The organism is Paenibacillus aceti, from assembly GCF_003614185.1.
In the GTDB taxonomy this organism is placed as follows: Bacteria; Bacillota; Bacilli; order Paenibacillales; family Paenibacillaceae; genus Fontibacillus; species Fontibacillus aceti.
The window spans coordinates 3578470-3595692 of record NZ_KZ987724.1 but is presented as its reverse complement, the minus strand read 5'-3'; the positions used below and the strand labels follow the sequence as shown (position 1 = coordinate 3595692).

Annotated in this window: 17 protein-coding genes; all 17 read left to right on the top strand. The window is 49.8% G+C overall.

Annotation, left to right across the window (positions count from 1 at the left end):
• The first annotated feature begins 2 nt into the window (after positions 1–2).
• Genes BFJ94_RS16075 through BFJ94_RS15995 form a run of 17 tightly spaced genes read left to right on the top strand, consistent with a single transcriptional unit; the run spans position 3 to position 17218 of the window.
• The gene (locus tag BFJ94_RS16075; protein ID WP_162944307.1) at positions 3–332 is read left to right on the top strand and encodes a PEP-utilizing enzyme; all 330 of its coding nucleotides are present in this window, start codon (positions 3–5) and stop codon (positions 330–332) included.
• Complete coding sequence (locus BFJ94_RS16070; RefSeq protein WP_120463576.1) at positions 322–1329, top strand: hypothetical protein; 1008 nt, start codon at positions 322–324, stop codon at positions 1327–1329. Before BFJ94_RS16075 ends, BFJ94_RS16070 begins: the two co-directional genes overlap by 11 nt.
• A complete protein-coding gene (locus tag BFJ94_RS16065) occupies positions 1326–2216 on the top strand; it encodes a PEP/pyruvate-binding domain-containing protein (protein ID WP_162944306.1) in 891 nt (296 codons plus the stop codon). The genes BFJ94_RS16070 and BFJ94_RS16065 overlap by 4 nt, the downstream gene beginning before the upstream one ends.
• 59 nt (positions 2217–2275) lie before the next feature.
• On the top strand, positions 2276–3925 hold the full coding sequence (locus BFJ94_RS16060) for a carbamoyltransferase family protein (RefSeq protein WP_162944305.1): 1650 nt from the start codon (positions 2276–2278) through the stop codon (positions 3923–3925).
• Positions 3910–4914, top strand: a complete 1005-nt coding sequence (locus BFJ94_RS16055) for an aldo/keto reductase (RefSeq protein ID WP_120463573.1) — start codon at positions 3910–3912, stop codon at positions 4912–4914. The genes BFJ94_RS16060 and BFJ94_RS16055 overlap by 16 nt, the downstream gene beginning before the upstream one ends.
• A gap of 29 nt (positions 4915–4943) precedes the next feature.
• The gene (locus tag BFJ94_RS16050; protein ID WP_120463572.1) at positions 4944–6353 is read left to right on the top strand and encodes a class I adenylate-forming enzyme family protein; all 1410 of its coding nucleotides are present in this window, start codon (positions 4944–4946) and stop codon (positions 6351–6353) included.
• A gap of 27 nt (positions 6354–6380) precedes the next feature.
• Entirely contained in the window at positions 6381–7547 is a 1167-nt protein-coding gene (locus BFJ94_RS16045) for an aminoacyl--tRNA ligase-related protein (protein WP_162944304.1), read from the top strand.
• A complete protein-coding gene (locus BFJ94_RS16040; RefSeq protein ID WP_120463570.1) occupies positions 7528–8250 on the top strand; it encodes a DUF2461 domain-containing protein in 723 nt (240 codons plus the stop codon). The genes BFJ94_RS16045 and BFJ94_RS16040 overlap by 20 nt, the downstream gene beginning before the upstream one ends.
• Positions 8251–8265: 15 nt before the next feature.
• On the top strand, positions 8266–9153 hold the full coding sequence (locus tag BFJ94_RS16035) for a phosphatase PAP2 family protein (RefSeq protein WP_120463569.1): 888 nt from the start codon (positions 8266–8268) through the stop codon (positions 9151–9153).
• Complete coding sequence (pabB, locus tag BFJ94_RS16030) at positions 9134–10531, top strand: aminodeoxychorismate synthase component I (RefSeq protein ID WP_120463568.1); 1398 nt, start codon at positions 9134–9136, stop codon at positions 10529–10531. The genes BFJ94_RS16035 and pabB overlap by 20 nt, the downstream gene beginning before the upstream one ends.
• A 5-nt stretch (positions 10532–10536) precedes the next feature.
• Complete coding sequence (locus BFJ94_RS16025) at positions 10537–11130, top strand: anthranilate synthase component II (RefSeq protein ID WP_120463567.1); 594 nt, start codon at positions 10537–10539, stop codon at positions 11128–11130.
• 15 nt (positions 11131–11145) lie between these two features.
• Positions 11146–12144: an ABC transporter ATP-binding protein gene (locus BFJ94_RS16020; protein ID WP_120463566.1), complete on the top strand. Its 999-nt coding sequence runs from the start codon at positions 11146–11148 to the stop codon at positions 12142–12144.
• The gene (locus tag BFJ94_RS16015) at positions 12128–12916 is read left to right on the top strand and encodes an ABC transporter permease (protein ID WP_120463565.1); all 789 of its coding nucleotides are present in this window, start codon (positions 12128–12130) and stop codon (positions 12914–12916) included. The genes BFJ94_RS16020 and BFJ94_RS16015 overlap by 17 nt, the downstream gene beginning before the upstream one ends.
• 4 nt (positions 12917–12920) lie before the next feature.
• Positions 12921–13733, top strand: a complete 813-nt coding sequence (locus BFJ94_RS16010) for an ABC transporter permease (protein ID WP_205571031.1) — start codon at positions 12921–12923, stop codon at positions 13731–13733.
• Positions 13734–13764: 31 nt separating this feature from the next.
• Complete coding sequence (locus BFJ94_RS16005) at positions 13765–15348, top strand: bifunctional metallophosphatase/5'-nucleotidase (RefSeq protein WP_120463563.1); 1584 nt, start codon at positions 13765–13767, stop codon at positions 15346–15348.
• A 25-nt stretch (positions 15349–15373) separates the two neighbouring features.
• On the top strand, positions 15374–16555 hold the full coding sequence (locus BFJ94_RS16000) for a nucleotidyltransferase domain-containing protein (protein WP_120463562.1): 1182 nt from the start codon (positions 15374–15376) through the stop codon (positions 16553–16555).
• Entirely contained in the window at positions 16556–17218 is a 663-nt protein-coding gene (locus tag BFJ94_RS15995) for a dTMP kinase (protein ID WP_120463561.1), read from the top strand. It begins immediately after the preceding gene.
• The last annotated feature ends 5 nt before the right edge of the window (positions 17219–17223 follow it).

The window sequence follows — 17223 nt, the reverse complement described above, 5'->3', positions numbered from 1 at the left end:
TCGTGGACAACAATAAGACGCTGCAAGGCATTGTCATTAACCCGGGAGTATATAAGGGCAAGGCATATGTGGCAGGTCCGGACAATGATAGGCCTTTTGACAAAGGCGATATTCTAGTTATTCCTCATAGTAACCCGAAGTATTCTCTTATGCTGTTGGATGCTGGAGCACTAGTCTGTGAATCCGGTGCGGTGATGGCTCATATCTGCATCGTAGCGGGTGAAATCGGAATCCCTTGCATGACCCAGGTCAATGATGCCACGAAGGCGATTAAAGACGGCAGCTATATCGAAGTCCATGCCGATCAAGGAGAGGTGCTAGTTGTTGGATAATGAGGAGCTTCTCAAAGGGTATCGTGAATCCCTGAAGGTAGCGTGGGGATATAACGATTATGAAGATTGGCCACTACGGATCTCATCGATTATGCATCTGTTTACGGATGTGTTCGCCAAGGAGTTCATCGAGGATTTGAATGCCATCTGGGATGAGGAGAACGGTCCGCAGCAGCTGGCGCAAATTTTCGAATATCCCGGAAGACTGTTCCGTCTCATCGATGTCGTCATATTCGGCCTGAGGAGAGCGCGTACGCCGCTAGAGGAGCAGAGACAATTCGTGGTGAGAATGCTTCGGGCAGCCCACACACTGAAAGCTGGAGATTTATTCAATAAGAACGGCGCCAATCTTCTCATCCATCCCGATATTCCCCCTAAGAGCAGCAGGAAGCAAGGCGATTCAAATCTCATTCATAAGCTGCAAGCGGCGCTGTTCATGTATACAGAAGCCATCCTGTTTCGCGGACATGACGCGGTGAAGACCGTGCATGGCCCATACATCACCGCAGACAATACGGCAATCGTCATTCGCGAATTTCACAATCTTTCCCCGACAGAACTTTGGCCTTCCTCTCTACTAATTAATCACAAGAAGATAACTACAGTATGTGAATATATGACTTCTGCAGAAGTTAAAGTCGATTGCTATGACCATATCTACCATTCAGGCAAGCTGAATCAATCGTTGCTCTCATGGCATGTCACCATCGATGGAGAGAGCGTGGATACTGAGCAGATAAGCGCTTTTGTCGATGCATTGATCGCGAAGACAAGGCAGGTAAGCGGGATCGTGGATGAGTGGACCTGGCAGCAGAAGACGGAAAAATATGCAGATATTTTCTGGTTTCGAAAATCGCCATTAAGAGAGCTGCGCGGCCTTTCCAGCAAAGTGCCAGACCATGTCTATGAGACGATCCGCAACGGTAAGCCAAGCGAGATTCGCTCTAAATGCTTATCGCCCCGGGAAGTGGCTTTTCTCATTCAGCTTGGCGTATGATCCTCCCACTTCCAATTTTCACAAAGGAGGGTATTGATATACGAACAGTCATATCTATCGAGCAGGCAGCGGAGGTCTCCCTTGAACTCATAGGGGCTAAAGCTTGGAGACTGGGCGTTGCTCATCAACAAGGTATACAGGTTCCAAGGGCGATCATTATCCCCTATGAACTGATTGAATTAGATCGTCCGGATTGGAAGTCATGGCTGCTCGGACAGCTTCAAGCTTATTTCGATCTGGATGCGACAACTCTTGCAGTTCGATCAAGCTCTACCGTCGAGGATCTAGCTCAGGCCAGCGCGGCGGGAATTTTCGAGAGTGTACTTGGCGTGCGTGGTATCGATCAGATCGCTGATGCGGTAGAGGAGTGCGTCAGAGCGCTGCATTCCGATGTCGCCGTCAAATATGCCGAGCGGCTCGGCAACGCCAGAATGCAGATGAATATTATTATTCAGCAGCTGATTTCTCCGAGGAAGGCCGGGGTGATGATCACAGGCCGACCTTCAAGCCAGCAATTTATTGCCGAAGGAGCCTGGGGGCTGGCGGTCGATCTCGTCTCCGGGGCGATGAATCCGGACTTCTTGACCGCTTCGTTATCCGGGGGAGAGGATGCGATTACGCGAAAAGGCAGCCAGACGGAGGTATGCGAGCGGGCCGAGAGCGGACAGGGCCTAAGCCGCCGGGGGTTGAATCCCGAAGAGCAGGCAGCCGAGCTTTTCGAGCCCGGGCTCAACCGACGCTTGGCGGCCCTTGGAAGCAGCGTCAGATCGATCTTTGAGGGTGACCAGGAAGTAGAATGGGCCGAGGATCACGATGGGACGTTATGGCTGATACAATCTCGCCCTTTCATGACAAGAACAGCGTTTCGGGGGACGGCGAACGGCTAGAGCCATTCACCATTCTAGCTTTTTATTGGCTGATGAAATCACAAGTTGGGGGAATAGGTGTGAGAATTTTAGGCGTATCAGCTCCTTATCATGATGGTTCCGCATGCTTGATTGAAGATGGCGAATTGGTATGCGCCGTCGAAGAAGAACGATTAATTAGAAATAAGCGAGCCTGGGGCAAGTTTCCGGTTAACGCTGCGAAATGGTGCCTTGAGAGCCGCGGATTAACGCTGGAGGACGTCGATAAGATCGCTTATCCATGGGAAAGGGACAAAATTCAGGATCGCACTCTGGCGAACTATGAAGTGAACTCGCGTAGACTATTTCCGCCGGAGCTATTCGGCTATCAGCCGCGCAACGCCCAAATTGAGGATGTCGATCATCATTTGTCTCATGCCGCATCTACCTTCCGTTTCTCAGGTTTTCCATCGGCGGCGATCCTCATCATCGATGGAACGGGAGAGAGTGTAGGAACTACGCTATATCATGGACAGGCGGATGGCACGATTAAATTGCTCCGTTCCTGGTCGAGTAATTTGTCCCTGGGTCTCTTCTATGAAGGGGCTACGCAATATGCGGGATTCTCCAAGCTGGAAGCAGGCAAGCTGATGGGGCTGGCGCCTTATGGCGTTGGCGAGGTACTGCCTTATGTGCGCTTGACGGAGGACGGCTATGAGATGGATGTCCCGGAGCTGCCTACTCAGGAGCATGTGACTCAATATTGGGTGCAGAGATTGATCAAGGATTTTGGCCCTGCTAACCGCAGAAAATATGAGTATGAGCTTGCGACTTGCTATAACCAAGAGAAGACGGAATTTGATGAGCGGATTACAAAAGTAGCGGCTAGTGTGCAATTGACATTAGATACCGTAATTCTCCATCTGGCTAGACTCGCCAAGCAATTAACCGGTGAGGACAATTTATGTCTCGCAGGCGGAGTAGCCTTGAATTGCACATCCAATGGCAAAGTGCTGGTCGAGCAATTATTCAAGGATATCTTCGTCCCGGGACCAGCTAATGATACGGGAGCCTCGATTGGAGCTGCTGCCGAGCTATGGTATCAAGCGACCGGCTTGCCTTTGAAGCCGCTCAAGGATCTAGGGCTAGGCCCGAAATTCAGCACGGATTACATAGGGGCTCTGCTGAAGAAGCTCGGTATACCGCATTCCTCCAGTAATAGTATCGAAGTTGTGGCCAAGCTGCTGGGAGAGGGGAAGATCGGGGCCTGGTTCTCCGGTGGGATTGAGATTGGCCCCAGAGCCCTGGGGCATCGCAGCATTATCGCTAATCCGGCGCTTGGAGCTAATAAGGATCGGCTTAATATCGATGTGAAGAAGCGGGAGACCTGGAGACCTTACGGCCCGAGCATGCTGGAGGAATATACAGAGACCGCGTTCGGTCAGCCGCTTGATCTTCCGTACATGCTGTTCACCCTGCCAGTTACAGGGGACCGCCAGAACCTGACGGCAGTGACCCATGTCGATGGTACGACCCGTGTGCAGACAGTGGCGAATAACCCGAATGATCCGTATGCGAATCTATTAAATCAGGTGAAGACGACCCTTGGCTTCCCGGCCGTAGTCAATACATCATTCAATATCGCGGGGGAACCCGTCGTCTGCAGACCTGAGGAAGCGATCAGATCCTTCTATGCTTCGCCTCTGGAATTTATGTATTTAGAGGGGTATTTGATATGGAAAGAAAGCTGATCTATGCCAAGCAAATGGCCGAATCTATCGGTCATCGAAGACTGGGGAGCTCCGGGCTGAAGATTTCTGTAATCGGGTTCGGTACCTGGCTGAACTTCTCTACGAATGAGGATCAGCGCCCATTGATCTCCAAAGCCATGGACGAGGGGGTCTGCCATTTCGACACCGCGGATATGTACGGCGCTCTGCCAGGCTGGTCGGAGATATTACTCGGTAAATCCCTGGAGGGGATCACCCGGTCTTCCTATGTATTATCTACGAAGGTGCATGCCCGTGTCGGCAAATGGCCGAATGACGCGGGCCTGTCCCGTAAGCATATTATGGAGAGCTGCGACAAAAGCCTGACCAGGCTGAACACGGATTATATCGATGTTTATTACTGTCATCGCTTCGATCCAGATACGCCTCTCCATGAGACAGTAGATGCTCTAGCGACCCTGAAGAATCAAGGCAAAATATTGTATGCCGGCATCAGCATGTGGCCCGCGGAGGCGATTGGGGAATTCTCCCGGCTGGCCAAGGAAGCGAAGCTGCAGGTGGTCGCCAACCAGGTGCAATATAATGTCCTGCAAAGACCCGACGAGGATGTCTTGGCGGTCTGCCGTGACGAGGGGATTGGATTAATCGCCTATTCTCCCCTCGCTCAAGGCCTCTTAAGCGGAAAATATAGGGAGGACAACACGAACACGAATGATCTGCGCGGGAACATCCCTTACCGCAATAAGTGGCTCAAGAGAATCACGGATGATCGCAGCAAAGTCGAAGCCTTACAAGTCTTCTTTCAGTTATGTGATCAGTATGAGGTTCAATATGTGGATGCGGCTATAAGCTGGGTATTGGCTCAGCCGAATGTGGCCTGTGCATTATGTGGCTTCAGCAGCGATGAGCAGCTGTTGAATGTCCTGTCCTATGATCCTTATGAATTACCGGGGGAACTGTTAAATGCACTGAACCTGCTGAATACCGTTAATCCTGTTTCGCATGCTTGAAGTAATCAAGGTCAAGAGGGTGATGAAAGATGCAGTCTATTTTGACTAAGATTTTGGATTTGCAGAGCAGCACAGAGAGGCTGATTGCCTCAGAACCAGGGAAGTGGTTTACAGGAGTGGATTTGCAGGGGACGGCGGAGGGCTTGAGACAGAGCCTTCAGGAAAGCGGCGCTGCATCCGGCGGGGTAGCCATCTGCTGCTCCACAGGCCCGGCCTTCGTGGCTGCCCTGATCGCGGTGATTCAGTCAGGTCGTTCCCCTGTGCTGCTGGGAAGTAAATGGCCCATGCATGAAATAGCGGCAGCATTGAGCAATAGCCCCTGTGCGGCGCTGATCACCGACCAGACCCGATTCAGAGATGAATTTATTCACCCCGATTGGGATTGTCTGAATCTGGAGGGGATCTGCACGGGAGGTTATCTGGTCTGGAGGAACCTCAATTTCACCGCTGATGTCCCTGAGGGAGAGTGGCTGGGACAGTTCACATCCGGAACGACAGGGAAGAGCCGTCTTGTCATCCGGAGCTGGGCAGCGATCGAAGATGAAATACTCGCCCTGGAGGAGGCCTCTGGCCTTCCTCCGGGAGGTATTTACTTGAATATGGCTCCGCTTCATCATTCCTACGGCTTCTGCGGAGGCTTGATTTGGCCGCTGCTGAGGGGCTCAGCGCTATATAACGTCCACGACTTCTATCCCTCAGCCTGCCGCAGAATCTGGGCGGAGCTTCATCCGGTCGTCGTCTATGGGCTGCCCTTTCAATACGACTTCATCGCGATCTCTCCCGGTACGGAGGTCAACACTCCGAGGATCGCCTTCTCCGCAGGTGGGCCGCTAACCTATGAGGTGCGTTCCAAGGCGAAGGAACTGCTGGGAGTACAGCTCAGCAACAATTATGGCAGCACAGAGACAGGGACGATGTGCGTCTATAGGGATATGCCGCTGGAGGTCAGTGATCATTGCGTAGGATGGCCGCTACCGAACAGGCATTTTCAAGTCTCGGAGGATGGAGTGCTGCTGCTGTTCAGTCAAGGAACGATGGAGCGATACTATGACGGCCCGGAGGCGGCGATCCCCTATACGCTCGGAGACTTAGGCCATATCCGGTCAGACGGCTGCATTGAAGTGCTGGGTCGACTCAGACCGGTGATCAATGTGGGCGGGGCCAAGATTAGCCCGGAGAAGGTAGAGGATGTTATCAAAGCCTGCCCTGGCATCTCCGATGCCGTCGTGATGGGGACTGCGGTCTCCGGCTTTCATCAGATGGTGAGTGCGTTCGTTGAAATCCGTGCAGGAGTTGACTTGACGGAGGAAGAGATCCGAACGTTTTGCAAAGCCCGTCTGTTACCCGTAGAGGTGCCCAAAAGGGTCCATCTCATGGACAAGATCCCGAAGTCGGAAACGGGCAAAATTCAAGGCAAGTATTTACTGGAGATGTCATAAACGATAGCGCTGAAGGGCGGGGTTAATTTGAAGGAGCTATGTATCCATTTGCCGCTGGATAATGAACAGTATGTGAAATCACTGCGTTATAAGATCGCTTATATTTCCAAAGATATTCAGGATATTACGGAGCAAGGGGCGAAGCTGTTCATCAAGGTGTCTGAGGAGAAGGCGGCTGAAATTGAAGCGGCGATTTTTCGTTTAGTAGAAGAGACCAGTGAGAGCTATATCGATGTTCCGGCGGACGTTATTTTTGAGCATAAGTCGGGTCATAAGTTTCCAGAGTACGATATCTATGAGGCTTTGCTGTCCAATCAATGGGTCGTCCCTTATGAGAATGGTCTGGTTGGATTCGGCAAACAATTTCTCAATCTGTACCGTTATCTCGATCAGACCTTCGTTCAGTGGGCAGAGCAGCATGGCGCGGTTGAATATGTATATCCTGATTTGATCAGTATCGATACTCTCAATCAATATCACTATATCGCCCAATTCCCTAACCATCTTATGTTTGCTTCTCACTTGAAGGAGGATATCGAGCTGATCCAAGACTTCTCCAGTGAGGTGTCCGCTGGCTGCGACTGCTATAACAGCAGCTATATCGATAAGCCCACGTATGCGAATAAACTGGCGATTTGCCCGCATGTGTACAAGCAGTATGAGAATCAGGCCATCGATCCGGAGCAGCCTATCATCGTGACATCGGCAGGGAAATGTAAAAGATTCGAATCCATCAATATGACCAAGGTAGAGCGGCTGCTGGATTTCACCATGCGTGAAATCGTGCTGGTCGGCTCCTATGAATATGTTCTTAAGCTCAGGGAAGAGTTCATTCAGCTGACCGAGGATTTGATCCGGCGCATCGATCTTCAGGCGAATATTAAAACGGGCAATGATCCGTTCTTTACGACTGAATATGAGCCAAAGGCTCTGCTGCAGCAGAAATTGAAGCTGAAATATGAACTGAACATGCTACTGCCATATAGCGGCAAGGAGCTGTCCGTGGGTTCTTTTAATTACCATGGTACATACTTCGCCGAAGCTTTCAATATCACCTCGACGGACGGAAGTAATGTGCATACCGGCTGCATTGCCTTCGGGCTGGAGAGATTCGTGTATGCCATCTTGAGCCAGATTGGCCTGGAGCAGGCTCAGTCAGTAACGGAGGGACAAAATGAGCGACAATTTATTTAAAGGCTTTCGCCCGGAGGCGCTGCAATTTCTGGAGAATGTCAGATTGAATAACAGCAAGGAATGGTATGAGGCGCATCGCAAGGAATATCAGGAGCTCCTGGTACAGCCCTTTCAATATCTGGTTAGCGATCTTGCCGCCGATATTTTGCAAATCGATTCTTTGTTCGAAGTAAGGCCTGCTGTTAATAAAACATTGTCCAGATTATACAGAGACACCCGCTTCTCCAAGGATAAATCGCTATATCGCTCCACGATGTGGCTGACGTTCAAGCGTCCCAAGTCCGAATGGCGGGATGCGCCGGCCTTCTTCTTTGAGATTTCTCCCGATAACTTCCGCTATGGAATGGGCTATTATAGCGCGACCCGAGAATCCATGGATGTATTCCGCAAAATGATCGCAGAGGATACTCCTAAGTTCATGGAGGCCATCTCGTTCTACGAGAAGCAGGACATTTACGTCATCGAAGGGGATATGTACAAGAAGCCGCAGGACCCTTCCCTCTCAGAAGAGCTGCGCCAATGGTATGACAGGAAGAATATTTATCTGGTTCATAATGATGGCGATGTAAAGAAGCTATTCACTCCCGATATCGCTGATGAGGTGCTTCATGGCTTCAAGCTGCTGGAGCCGATTTACCGTTATCTATGCCAGGTTGAAGAGCGTAAGCAGTCCGAAGCTTCCACGAATTACACACGCTCATAGAGAGGGGGATGGCTTATGGAGATCGTTAAATTTATCCAATCCTTTGCCTCTCCTTTCTGGGATAGATTCTTTATCCAGGCGACCCGAATTGGCGACGACGGCTTTTTTGTCATCCTGTTTGCCTTGTTCTTCTGGTGTATTAGCAAAGACTTCGGGTATCGTATGGGATTCGCTTTTTACTCTAACAGTGCCTGGAATTCGATTTTGAAAAATATTTTTCAGGTTCCGCGCCATTTCGGTCAGATCGATGTACGTACTCTTAATGAGGTGGCGATCGGGGGGTATTCTTTTCCCAGCGGACATGTTCAGAATGTAACATCTTTCAGCACGTCCTTCATTCTTCGCTATAGGTACAAACTTGTTTACACACTAGCTATCCTGGTGATCCTGCTCGTCTCACTATCGCGCTTGTACCTAGGTGCCCATACACCGATGGATGTGCTCGGGTCATTAATCATCGGCGCAGGCTGGGTAATCCTGGCGGAGTGGGTCTTCGGAACATTCAGCAAAGGCTGGCTGGAGCTGAAGCTGTTGGCTGTCGCTGGCGCATTATTCCTCGGCACGCTGATTGCCAGTGATACCTGGTATTTCTCTTCGATCGGCACGGTGATCAGTATTTTGCTGGCTTATTATCTGGACGAGAAGCTGCTCCATTTTGAAGTTCCGAAGCGATGGGGGGCCAAGCTGGGCCTGTTGTTGGGCGGACTACTTGTATATTACATCGTGGAGGGCTTAGTCACTCCATTATTGACCAGGACGCCGGCGGGCAAGTTTACCGAGGGCTTTCTGATCGGGATATTAATCACATTAATTATTCCTGCGCTATATATGGGATTGAAGCTGGTAATCTCACAAATATTTAAAGGGGGAGACGGTAGTCGATATGAATCGCGTACACCTTGAAGAGGTACACACCAGCCTTAGTCCCTTCGACATCTATAAGCTGTTCTTCGGCGGCAAGTACAGCTTTTTTCTGGATAGCCGCATGGATCCTGAGCGCTTGGGACGCTACTCTATCATCGGCTCAGATCCGTTCATCACGGTGAAATCCAAGGGGGATAGCATTGAAGTGACAGAGGGGGGACAACCGAGAGAGAGCCAGGGTAATCCCTTTCTTCTGCTGCAGGAGCTTCTGCGTCGCTACCGGATCGAGCATCAGACGGGGCTTCCCTTCGTCGGCGGTGCCGTCGGCTATTTGGCCTATGATCTATGCCATCATATCGAAGAATTGCCGAAGCGAGCCGTCGATGACCTGGAGCTGCCGGAGATGATCATGGGATTCTATGACGGAATCATCGTTATCGATCATTTGGAGAACAGAATCTTTGCCGTATCGGCGGGATTGCCAGAGGGAGATCTGGAGGCAGCCCGAGCTCGGGCATTCTCTCTCAAGCAGCGGATTGAAGCCGGGGAAATACCGGATTTAAGCCATCTGGATGAGCCCTATCAGGCGAATCGGGTCGAGTTGGCCTCCAATTTCGTGCCTGAGCAGTATTGCGCTGCCATCGACAACGCCAGAGAGCATATCCGCATCGGAGACATCTATCAAATGAATATGACCCAGCGATTTACGACGAAATTGGACAGGCATCCGCTGCATCTCTATGAGACATTGCGGACGATCAACCCGGCTCCCTTTGCCTCCTATTTGGACTTTGAGGAACTGCAGGTGGTCAGCAGCTCGCCGGAACGATTCCTGCAGCTGCGCTCGGGCAAAATCGAGACTCGTCCTATCAAAGGAACCCTGCCCCGCGGCAGCAGCCCGGAAGAGGATGAGGAGAACCATCGGCTGCTTGCGAACAGCATCAAGGATCAAGCGGAGAATTTAATGATCGTGGATCTGATGCGCAATGATATCGGCCGGGTCTGTAAATTTGGCTCCGTAGAGGTACCGGAGCTGTTTGCTATAGAGAAATACGCGACGGTATTCCATCTCGTATCGACAGTGACCGGTGAGCTGGAGGAAGGACTCGATGCCGTGGATTGCATTATGGCTACATTCCCGGGCGGATCTATTACCGGAGCGCCCAAGATCAGATCGATGGAAATTATCGATGAGCTCGAACCGACCCGACGCCATTTGTATACCGGTTCCATCGGCTATATCGGCTTCGATGGGGATATGGATTTGAACATCGTGATCCGAACCATATTAGTGAAGGGTGATCAGGCCTGCTATCAGGTGGGCGGCGGCATCGTCTGGGATTCAGTCCCTGAAAAAGAGTATCGTGAGACGCTAGATAAAGGGGCAGCGCTGGAAAAAGCACTGTTGGAGAGGTGACAAGAATGGTCTTGTTAATCGATAACTACGACTCTTTTACCTATAACCTGTACCAGTACATCGGTGAGATGACCTCTGATCTGGCGGTGTATAGGAATGACAAAATCAGCCTGGATGAGGTCTATCGTATGAATCCGGACAGCATTATCATCTCCCCGGGCCCCGGACGTCCGGAACAATCAGGGGTCAGTCTGGATATTATCCGAGAGCTTAACGGTGTGATCCCGATCTTCGGCATCTGTCTCGGGCATCAGGCGATCGGTTATTGCCTGGGAGCAACGATCGATTTGGCCCCTGATGTCGTGCATGGCAAGCGTTCGGTGATCGTCAACGATAATCAGGGAATCTTCGCCCATACTCCCGAGAAATTCGAGGTGGTGCGCTATCATTCACTCTGTATTCGCAAGGATACGCTGCCGGACTGCCTGGAGGTACAGGCCTATGCAGAGGATGGGACGATTATGGCCGTGAGACATAAGGAATTTTGTACGGTAGGCGTGCAATTTCATCCCGAATCCATTTTATCCTCCTATGGTAAGGTGTTGATTCGTAATTTTCTGGACATGGCGGAGACGTATAGCGGGGTACTTTTATCTTAAGGTGGTCGAAGTGACATGCTTATTCAAGTAGAGCAACTCGTGAAAGACTATCAATTGAATAAAAATCAGAAGGGGTTCTTTCATGCGATCAAGAACCTGCTGATGCCCGAATATCAGAAGAAACGGGCCGTGAACGGCATCAGCTTCTCGATCTCAGAGGGAGAGATGGTAGGGTTCATCGGACCGAATGGAGCGGGCAAATCTACTACCGTAAAGATTCTGTCAGGTGTATTGAAGCCGACCTCCGGTAAGGTGATTGTCAACGGTATGGACCCGTTCCGCAATCGGAAGAAGTATGTATCTCAAATCGGAGTGGTCTTTGGGCAGAGAACACAGCTGTGGTGGGATTTGCCCGCCGAGGATACCTTCGATCTGCTCAAGACCATCTACAAAATCCCGGACGCTACATTCAAGAAAAACATGGATATGTTCAGTGAAATGCTGGATCTTCATGAATTTCTACATCAGCCGGTCAGGCAGTTGAGTCTGGGTCAGCGGATGAGAGCGGATATCGCCGCGGCCATGATTCATGAGCCGGCGATCCTCTTCTTTGATGAGCCGACGATCGGGCTGGATATTGTCGCCAAGGAACGGATCAGGGAGTTTATCCGCAGCATGAATCAGGAGAAGGGCATTACCATGCTATTCACGACTCATGATATGCAGGATATTGAGAAGACCTGCGAGCGGATGATTGTGATCGACCGTGGGGATATCGTCTGTGATAGCAAGGTCGATGAAATCCGGCAATTCAGCGACAGCGAGCGCAAGCTGACCGTGAAATTTGGCCGGCAATACGACCGTATCGAGCTTCCCGGGGCGCAGATGATCAAGGAAGCCGGGAATACAAAGACCTTTCAATTCCGGACGAATGAGGTTAAGATTCCCGAGCTGATCGCCGAGCTGATGAGCCGGTATGAGGTGCTTGATCTGACGGTTCAAGAGACAGATATTGAATCGATCATCAAGCAGATTTATGAGGGAGGGGCGCCGGCGTATGAGAGCGTATCTTAAAATTGCGCAGAAGTCCTTCCGCAACAATCTAGTATTTCGCGCCGAGTATTTCGCAGCTCTATTGAATACGATCGTGACGATTCTCGTTAATCTGGCGATCTGGCGAGCGATCTATGAAGAAGAGGGCGGGCTCGATAATCTGCAGTTCAGCCTGATCGTCACCTATGTCATTCTGGCCCTGGCCCTCTTTCAAATTTTTACGATGGATGAATATGTGATCGAGAAGAAGATCAAGTCAGGGCTGATCACATCAGACCTGCTTAAGCCGCTGAGCTTCCGGCTGCATCTATTCTCCTTTCACTTCGGCGCGTTATTGTACCGGATTGTACTGCTGCTCATTCCGACACTGCTACTATACTCACTCGTCTACCGCGTACTTCCGCCGTTTTCCATCGAGATGTTCCTTTGCTTTTTGCTGAGTGTCATCCTGGGTTATTTCGTCATGTACAGCTTGAACTTTATCGTATGGCTCAGCGCCTTCTGGTTCTATAAGACCTTTAGTCTCGTGACGATTAAGGATACGGCTGTGCTTGTCCTCTCGGGAGCGGTCATCCCTTTATGGTTTATGCCGCAGCAGCTCGTTCATTTTATTAAGCTTACACCCTTTGACACCATCTTCTTCATTCCCATTTCTATTTATTTGGGACAGATTCCGATGGATCAGCTACTCTTCAGTCTGCTCAGACAAGTGATCTGGATTACTGTACTGGGCCTGATCGGGCATGTGCTGTGGAAGCTGGCCACCCGAAGACTTATCGTGCAGGGAGGGTGAAGACATGTATCCTCTACGACTATTTCTAAAATATTTTCAACTCACCTTAAAGGTCACGCTCCAGTATAAATTCGACAGAGTTCTAATCGCTGCGGCAGTCATGATCAGGGAGATGGCCGGTGTCATCATTCTGATTCTTATGCTCAATCGCTTCGTGATGATCAAGGGCTGGCAAATCGATGAGATTTTGTTCTTGTACAGCTTTTTATTTTTGTCCTACAGCTTGTTTGTCTTCTTCTTTACAGGTATCCGCGATTTCGAGGATCTGGTCTATTCGGGTGAATTTGACCGATTTCTGGTCAGACCTGTCGGGATTCTGTTTCAGGTTATCGCCTCGAAGGTGGACTATACGGCGGCACTCGGGCATGGTGTGCTGGGGATTATTCTATTGCAGAAGACGGCTTCACAGCTGGGGATTGAATGGACGGCGAGCGGGATTCTGTTCTACATCCTCATGCTGCTGGGTGGAGCGCTCATCCAGGCTTCCATATTTATGATCGCCTCTACCTTTTGTTTCTGGACGGTTCGTACGACGAACCTTCGCAATATGCTGTTTTTTAACTCTCGGAAAATAGCAGCCTATCCGCTCAGCTTCTACCCGGGATTGATTCAGAAGTTTTTGATTTATGTGATTCCCTTCGGGTTCGTCAATTATTTTCCGGCCCAGTATTTTTTGAAGAAGCCGGAAATGAATGAATTCTGGTCAGGTTTTATGTTTCTCAACCCTGTCGTGGCTGCTGTTCTTTTCGCCTTAGTGTGCCTTGTCTGGAACTATGGATTGAAACATTACTCCAGCACCGGAAATGCGCTGTATTAGCTGTATTAGATGACGAAGAGGTGGAGAAACCGTGAGGAAATATGTGAATATTATCGTGCTGGCCGTCCTGCTCATCTTCTTTGGTGTTTATTATTTCATGAAGAATGTGACCTGGGACGAGGTTCTGTTAAAGGTAGGCCAATACGATGAGAAAATTACGATTATGAATACGGCGGATATCCATGGACATATCATGTTCGCGGATAATGCCTGGGGACAGTATACGACAGAGAATATCTACGGCGTGATGGGGCTTCCCGTCGTGAAGTATCTCTACGATAAGGAAAAGCAGTCGAATCCCAATACCCTGATTGTCGATACCGGCGATATGTTCCATGGGACTAATGAAGCGAATGTGGATGAAGGCCAGGGGATCGTAGAAGTCGCGAATAAGATGGGCTATACCGCGATGATCCCGGGCAGCAATGATTTCAACTTCGGTATCGACCGATTTATGGAAATTAAGGATGAGATTCAATTCCCGATGCTGTCAGCCAATCTGTATATGGATGAGCAGCGAATGTTCGAGCCTTATAAGATCGTGGACATCGGGGGGAAGAGAATCGCGTTCATCGGTCTGCTCACCCCGCAGGCTCTGCGAAATTTCTCGGGCGATCAGCATCAGAATATCTCGATCAAGGACCCGGAGCAAGAGGTTACTGCTGTACTGAATGAGATTAAGGGGCAGGCCGATGCGGTCATCCTGCTCTCTCACCTCGGCGATGATACAGATGTGCAGCTGGCCGAGCATGTGGACGGCATCGATCTGATTCTGAGCGGGCGCAGGCATAACTTATATACCAATGCAGTGAAGGTACGCAACACCTATATTGCAGAAGCGGGTGCCTGGACGACGCATGTAGGAATCGCCAATCTGTATTTCAAGGATGGCAAGCTGGCGGACATTTCATGGATGGTCAAGTCGATCCGGGATGGCGGTAAGGCTGATCCGGATATGGCGGAAATCGCTGATAAGTATCATGCCGTTGCGATGGAGCAGACGAAGGAAGTGGTGGGCTCATCGGCGATCAAGCTGAATGGAGTACGGACGCAGCTGCGTACCCAAGAGACCAATTTCGCCAATTTGCTGGCCGACGCAATGAGAGAGAAGGCGGGAGCGGAGATCGCGCTGCTGAATGGCGGAGGGATTCGCGAGAGCATCGACGAGGGCGAGATCAGCTTATACCAATTGAACAGCGCACTGCCGTTTGCAAATTCGCTCATTGTGGTAGAGATGAAAGGGGACCCGATCTATAAAGCGATAGAGCGGGGGCTGCTCGCTTATCCGAACGGCACGAATGGTGCTTTCCTGCAGGTCTCCGGCATTAAATATGTGTTCGATGCCTCCAAGCCGGCCGGGGAAAGGCTGGTAGAGGTAACTTATAACGGCGAGCCACTTGCGAAGGACAAGCTCTATAAAGTGGCGATCAGCGATTACTTGTATAATGGCGGCGACAATTATGAGGAATTCAAGGATGCCGAAGTGCTCGATACAGGCGAACTGCTGATGAATGTATTGGCAGATTATCTGCGAGAGAAGAAGGTCGTTAATCCTCAAGAGGACGGAAGAATTGAAGCGATTAATTTGAGATACGGCTCAGGTCTGTTCAATTAAGAAGCGATGATAGAGGAGGAGTCAGATGATGCGATTACCTGTGGAGAGCTTGTCAAAAGAAAGACAGTTGGTCATATTATGCTCGCGTGGCGACTGGAATGAAGAACAGGAGAATCAGGCCCGCGAGCTGTTAGGCGGATATCTGGACTGGAAGGATATATTGTATCAGGGCTTAACGCATCGGGTTCTCAATATGATGTACTATCATTTGAAGCGTATGAAGCTCCTCGACCTGGTGGAAGAAGAAGTAGTTAAGGTGATGAAGAATCAGAGCAAAGTGTATGCGATGCGCAATCAGTATTATTTTGAAGAGCTGGGTGCGATCTATGAACGGTTTCATGAGCAAGGATTGAAGGCCGCTATATTAAAAGGAAATTATCTGGCCGCCAATGTCTACCCGTCGATCGAGACACGCACCTTTAATGATCTGGATCTGTTGATTTCGATGGAGGATAGCGCTCAATTCGTCCGCATTTTGGAGGATATGGGATACATTCAGGGGGAATATGACAGGAACACGGATATGATTATCCCGGGGACGCGCAAGCAGAAGATGATGCATCAGATGGCGACCCATGAGCTTCAGGAATGTCTCAAGAAAACAGAGCATCCTTTTGTCAGTCTGCTGCAGGTGGATTTGAATCACGATATATTGTGGAAGGGCAACTGCCCGTATCGGATTTCTACCCCGCTGCTGTTGTCCCGCTTGAGAGAAGTAGAGGTATTCGGTTATAAGAGCTATGTTCTGAATCATGAGGATTTCCTCATTCAGTTATCCTGCCATCTGTATAAGGAAGCGGTGATGCTGAACTGGATCGCGGATCTTCGCGATTTGAAGCTGTATAAATTCTCGGACATCCTCTTGTACATTGAGAAATATGAGCATGAGATCAAATGGGATCAATTACTCGCCTTTTGCGAGGAGCATGGCTGTGAGAAGGTCATCTATTACGCTTTCTATTATGTCAATTATATCTATGGCGAGGTCATTCCTTCATGGGTGATGGAGGCTCTTGAGCCGGAGGATAAAGGCTATTTGGACGAGTACGGTATCGAGAATGAGACCACGGCCCGATGGGAGGCCGATTTCTTCACTAGAATGTTCGATTCTGCGCGGGTGCTTCAAGTCAGTGAGGAGATGATGGGGCCGAGGGATCGCTTCTGGAGCAGTAGAAAAGAGCAAATCCAGGTTGGTGGTGAAGGGTAGTTGCGGAGAACTGGCCATTTGGTCGTAGTAGAAGGGATTAGCGCGTGCGGCAAGAGCCATTTGATTGAACAACTGGCGCCGCATTTGCTTCTATATGGTCACAGCGTTTATGTATTTGAATGGAATTCAAATCGTGTGATCCGTGCTCTGACTGCCTACCTGGTTAAAAAGCGATGGTTAACTACTAATATATATAGTTTTTTACAATGGATATCTTTTATGGTAGATTATTTTTGTATAATTATCCCAAAACTAGCTTGGGGTCATACACTCATCTGTGACAGGTATATATACACTGGATTAGTCAGGGATGAGGCCAATCAGGCTAACCCTAAATTCGGAAACTGGCTGTTGAAGTGGGCCAGAAAGCCGGATCTGGTGTTCTTTGTCGATCGTAGTCCAGAAGAGTGCTATCAGAGAATGCTGTTAAGAGGCAAGAAGCTATTTCATATGAATCAAGCCATTCTAAGCAATGAACAGATTAAAAACAAGGATTTGTTTTATTTGAGGAGATGCCGGCGAATCTATCACCGCATCTTCTCACAGTTAATGAGAAGTCAATCGCTGCAAGTCCACATCCTTCGTGATGGATGGGATGAAATGCTGTTTTACGTCGATTCGTATTTTACGGATCATCAGTTCATGGAGACGAAAGCGAGGTGAGCAGA

Bases quoted from the DNA above. Each gene is read 5' to 3' on its own strand.
- BFJ94_RS16065 (WP_162944306.1), top strand. From the start codon at position 1,326: ATGATCCTCCCACTTCCAATTTTCACAAAGGAGGGTATTGATATACGA.
- BFJ94_RS16055 (WP_120463573.1), top strand. From the start codon at position 3,910: ATGGAAAGAAAGCTGATCTATGCCAAGCAAATGGCCGAATCTATCGGT.
- BFJ94_RS16050 (WP_120463572.1), top strand. From the start codon at position 4,944: ATGCAGTCTATTTTGACTAAGATTTTGGATTTGCAGAGCAGCACAGAG.
- BFJ94_RS16040 (WP_120463570.1), top strand. From the start codon at position 7,528: ATGAGCGACAATTTATTTAAAGGCTTTCGCCCGGAGGCGCTGCAATTT.
- BFJ94_RS16035 (WP_120463569.1), top strand. From the start codon at position 8,266: ATGGAGATCGTTAAATTTATCCAATCCTTTGCCTCTCCTTTCTGGGAT.
- pabB (WP_120463568.1), top strand. From the start codon at position 9,134: ATGAATCGCGTACACCTTGAAGAGGTACACACCAGCCTTAGTCCCTTC.
- BFJ94_RS16025 (WP_120463567.1), top strand. From the start codon at position 10,537: ATGGTCTTGTTAATCGATAACTACGACTCTTTTACCTATAACCTGTAC.
- BFJ94_RS16020 (WP_120463566.1), top strand. From the start codon at position 11,146: ATGCTTATTCAAGTAGAGCAACTCGTGAAAGACTATCAATTGAATAAA.
- BFJ94_RS16015 (WP_120463565.1), top strand. From the start codon at position 12,128: ATGAGAGCGTATCTTAAAATTGCGCAGAAGTCCTTCCGCAACAATCTA.
- BFJ94_RS16010 (WP_205571031.1), top strand. From the start codon at position 12,921: ATGTATCCTCTACGACTATTTCTAAAATATTTTCAACTCACCTTAAAG.
- BFJ94_RS16000 (WP_120463562.1), top strand. From the start codon at position 15,374: ATGATGCGATTACCTGTGGAGAGCTTGTCAAAAGAAAGACAGTTGGTC.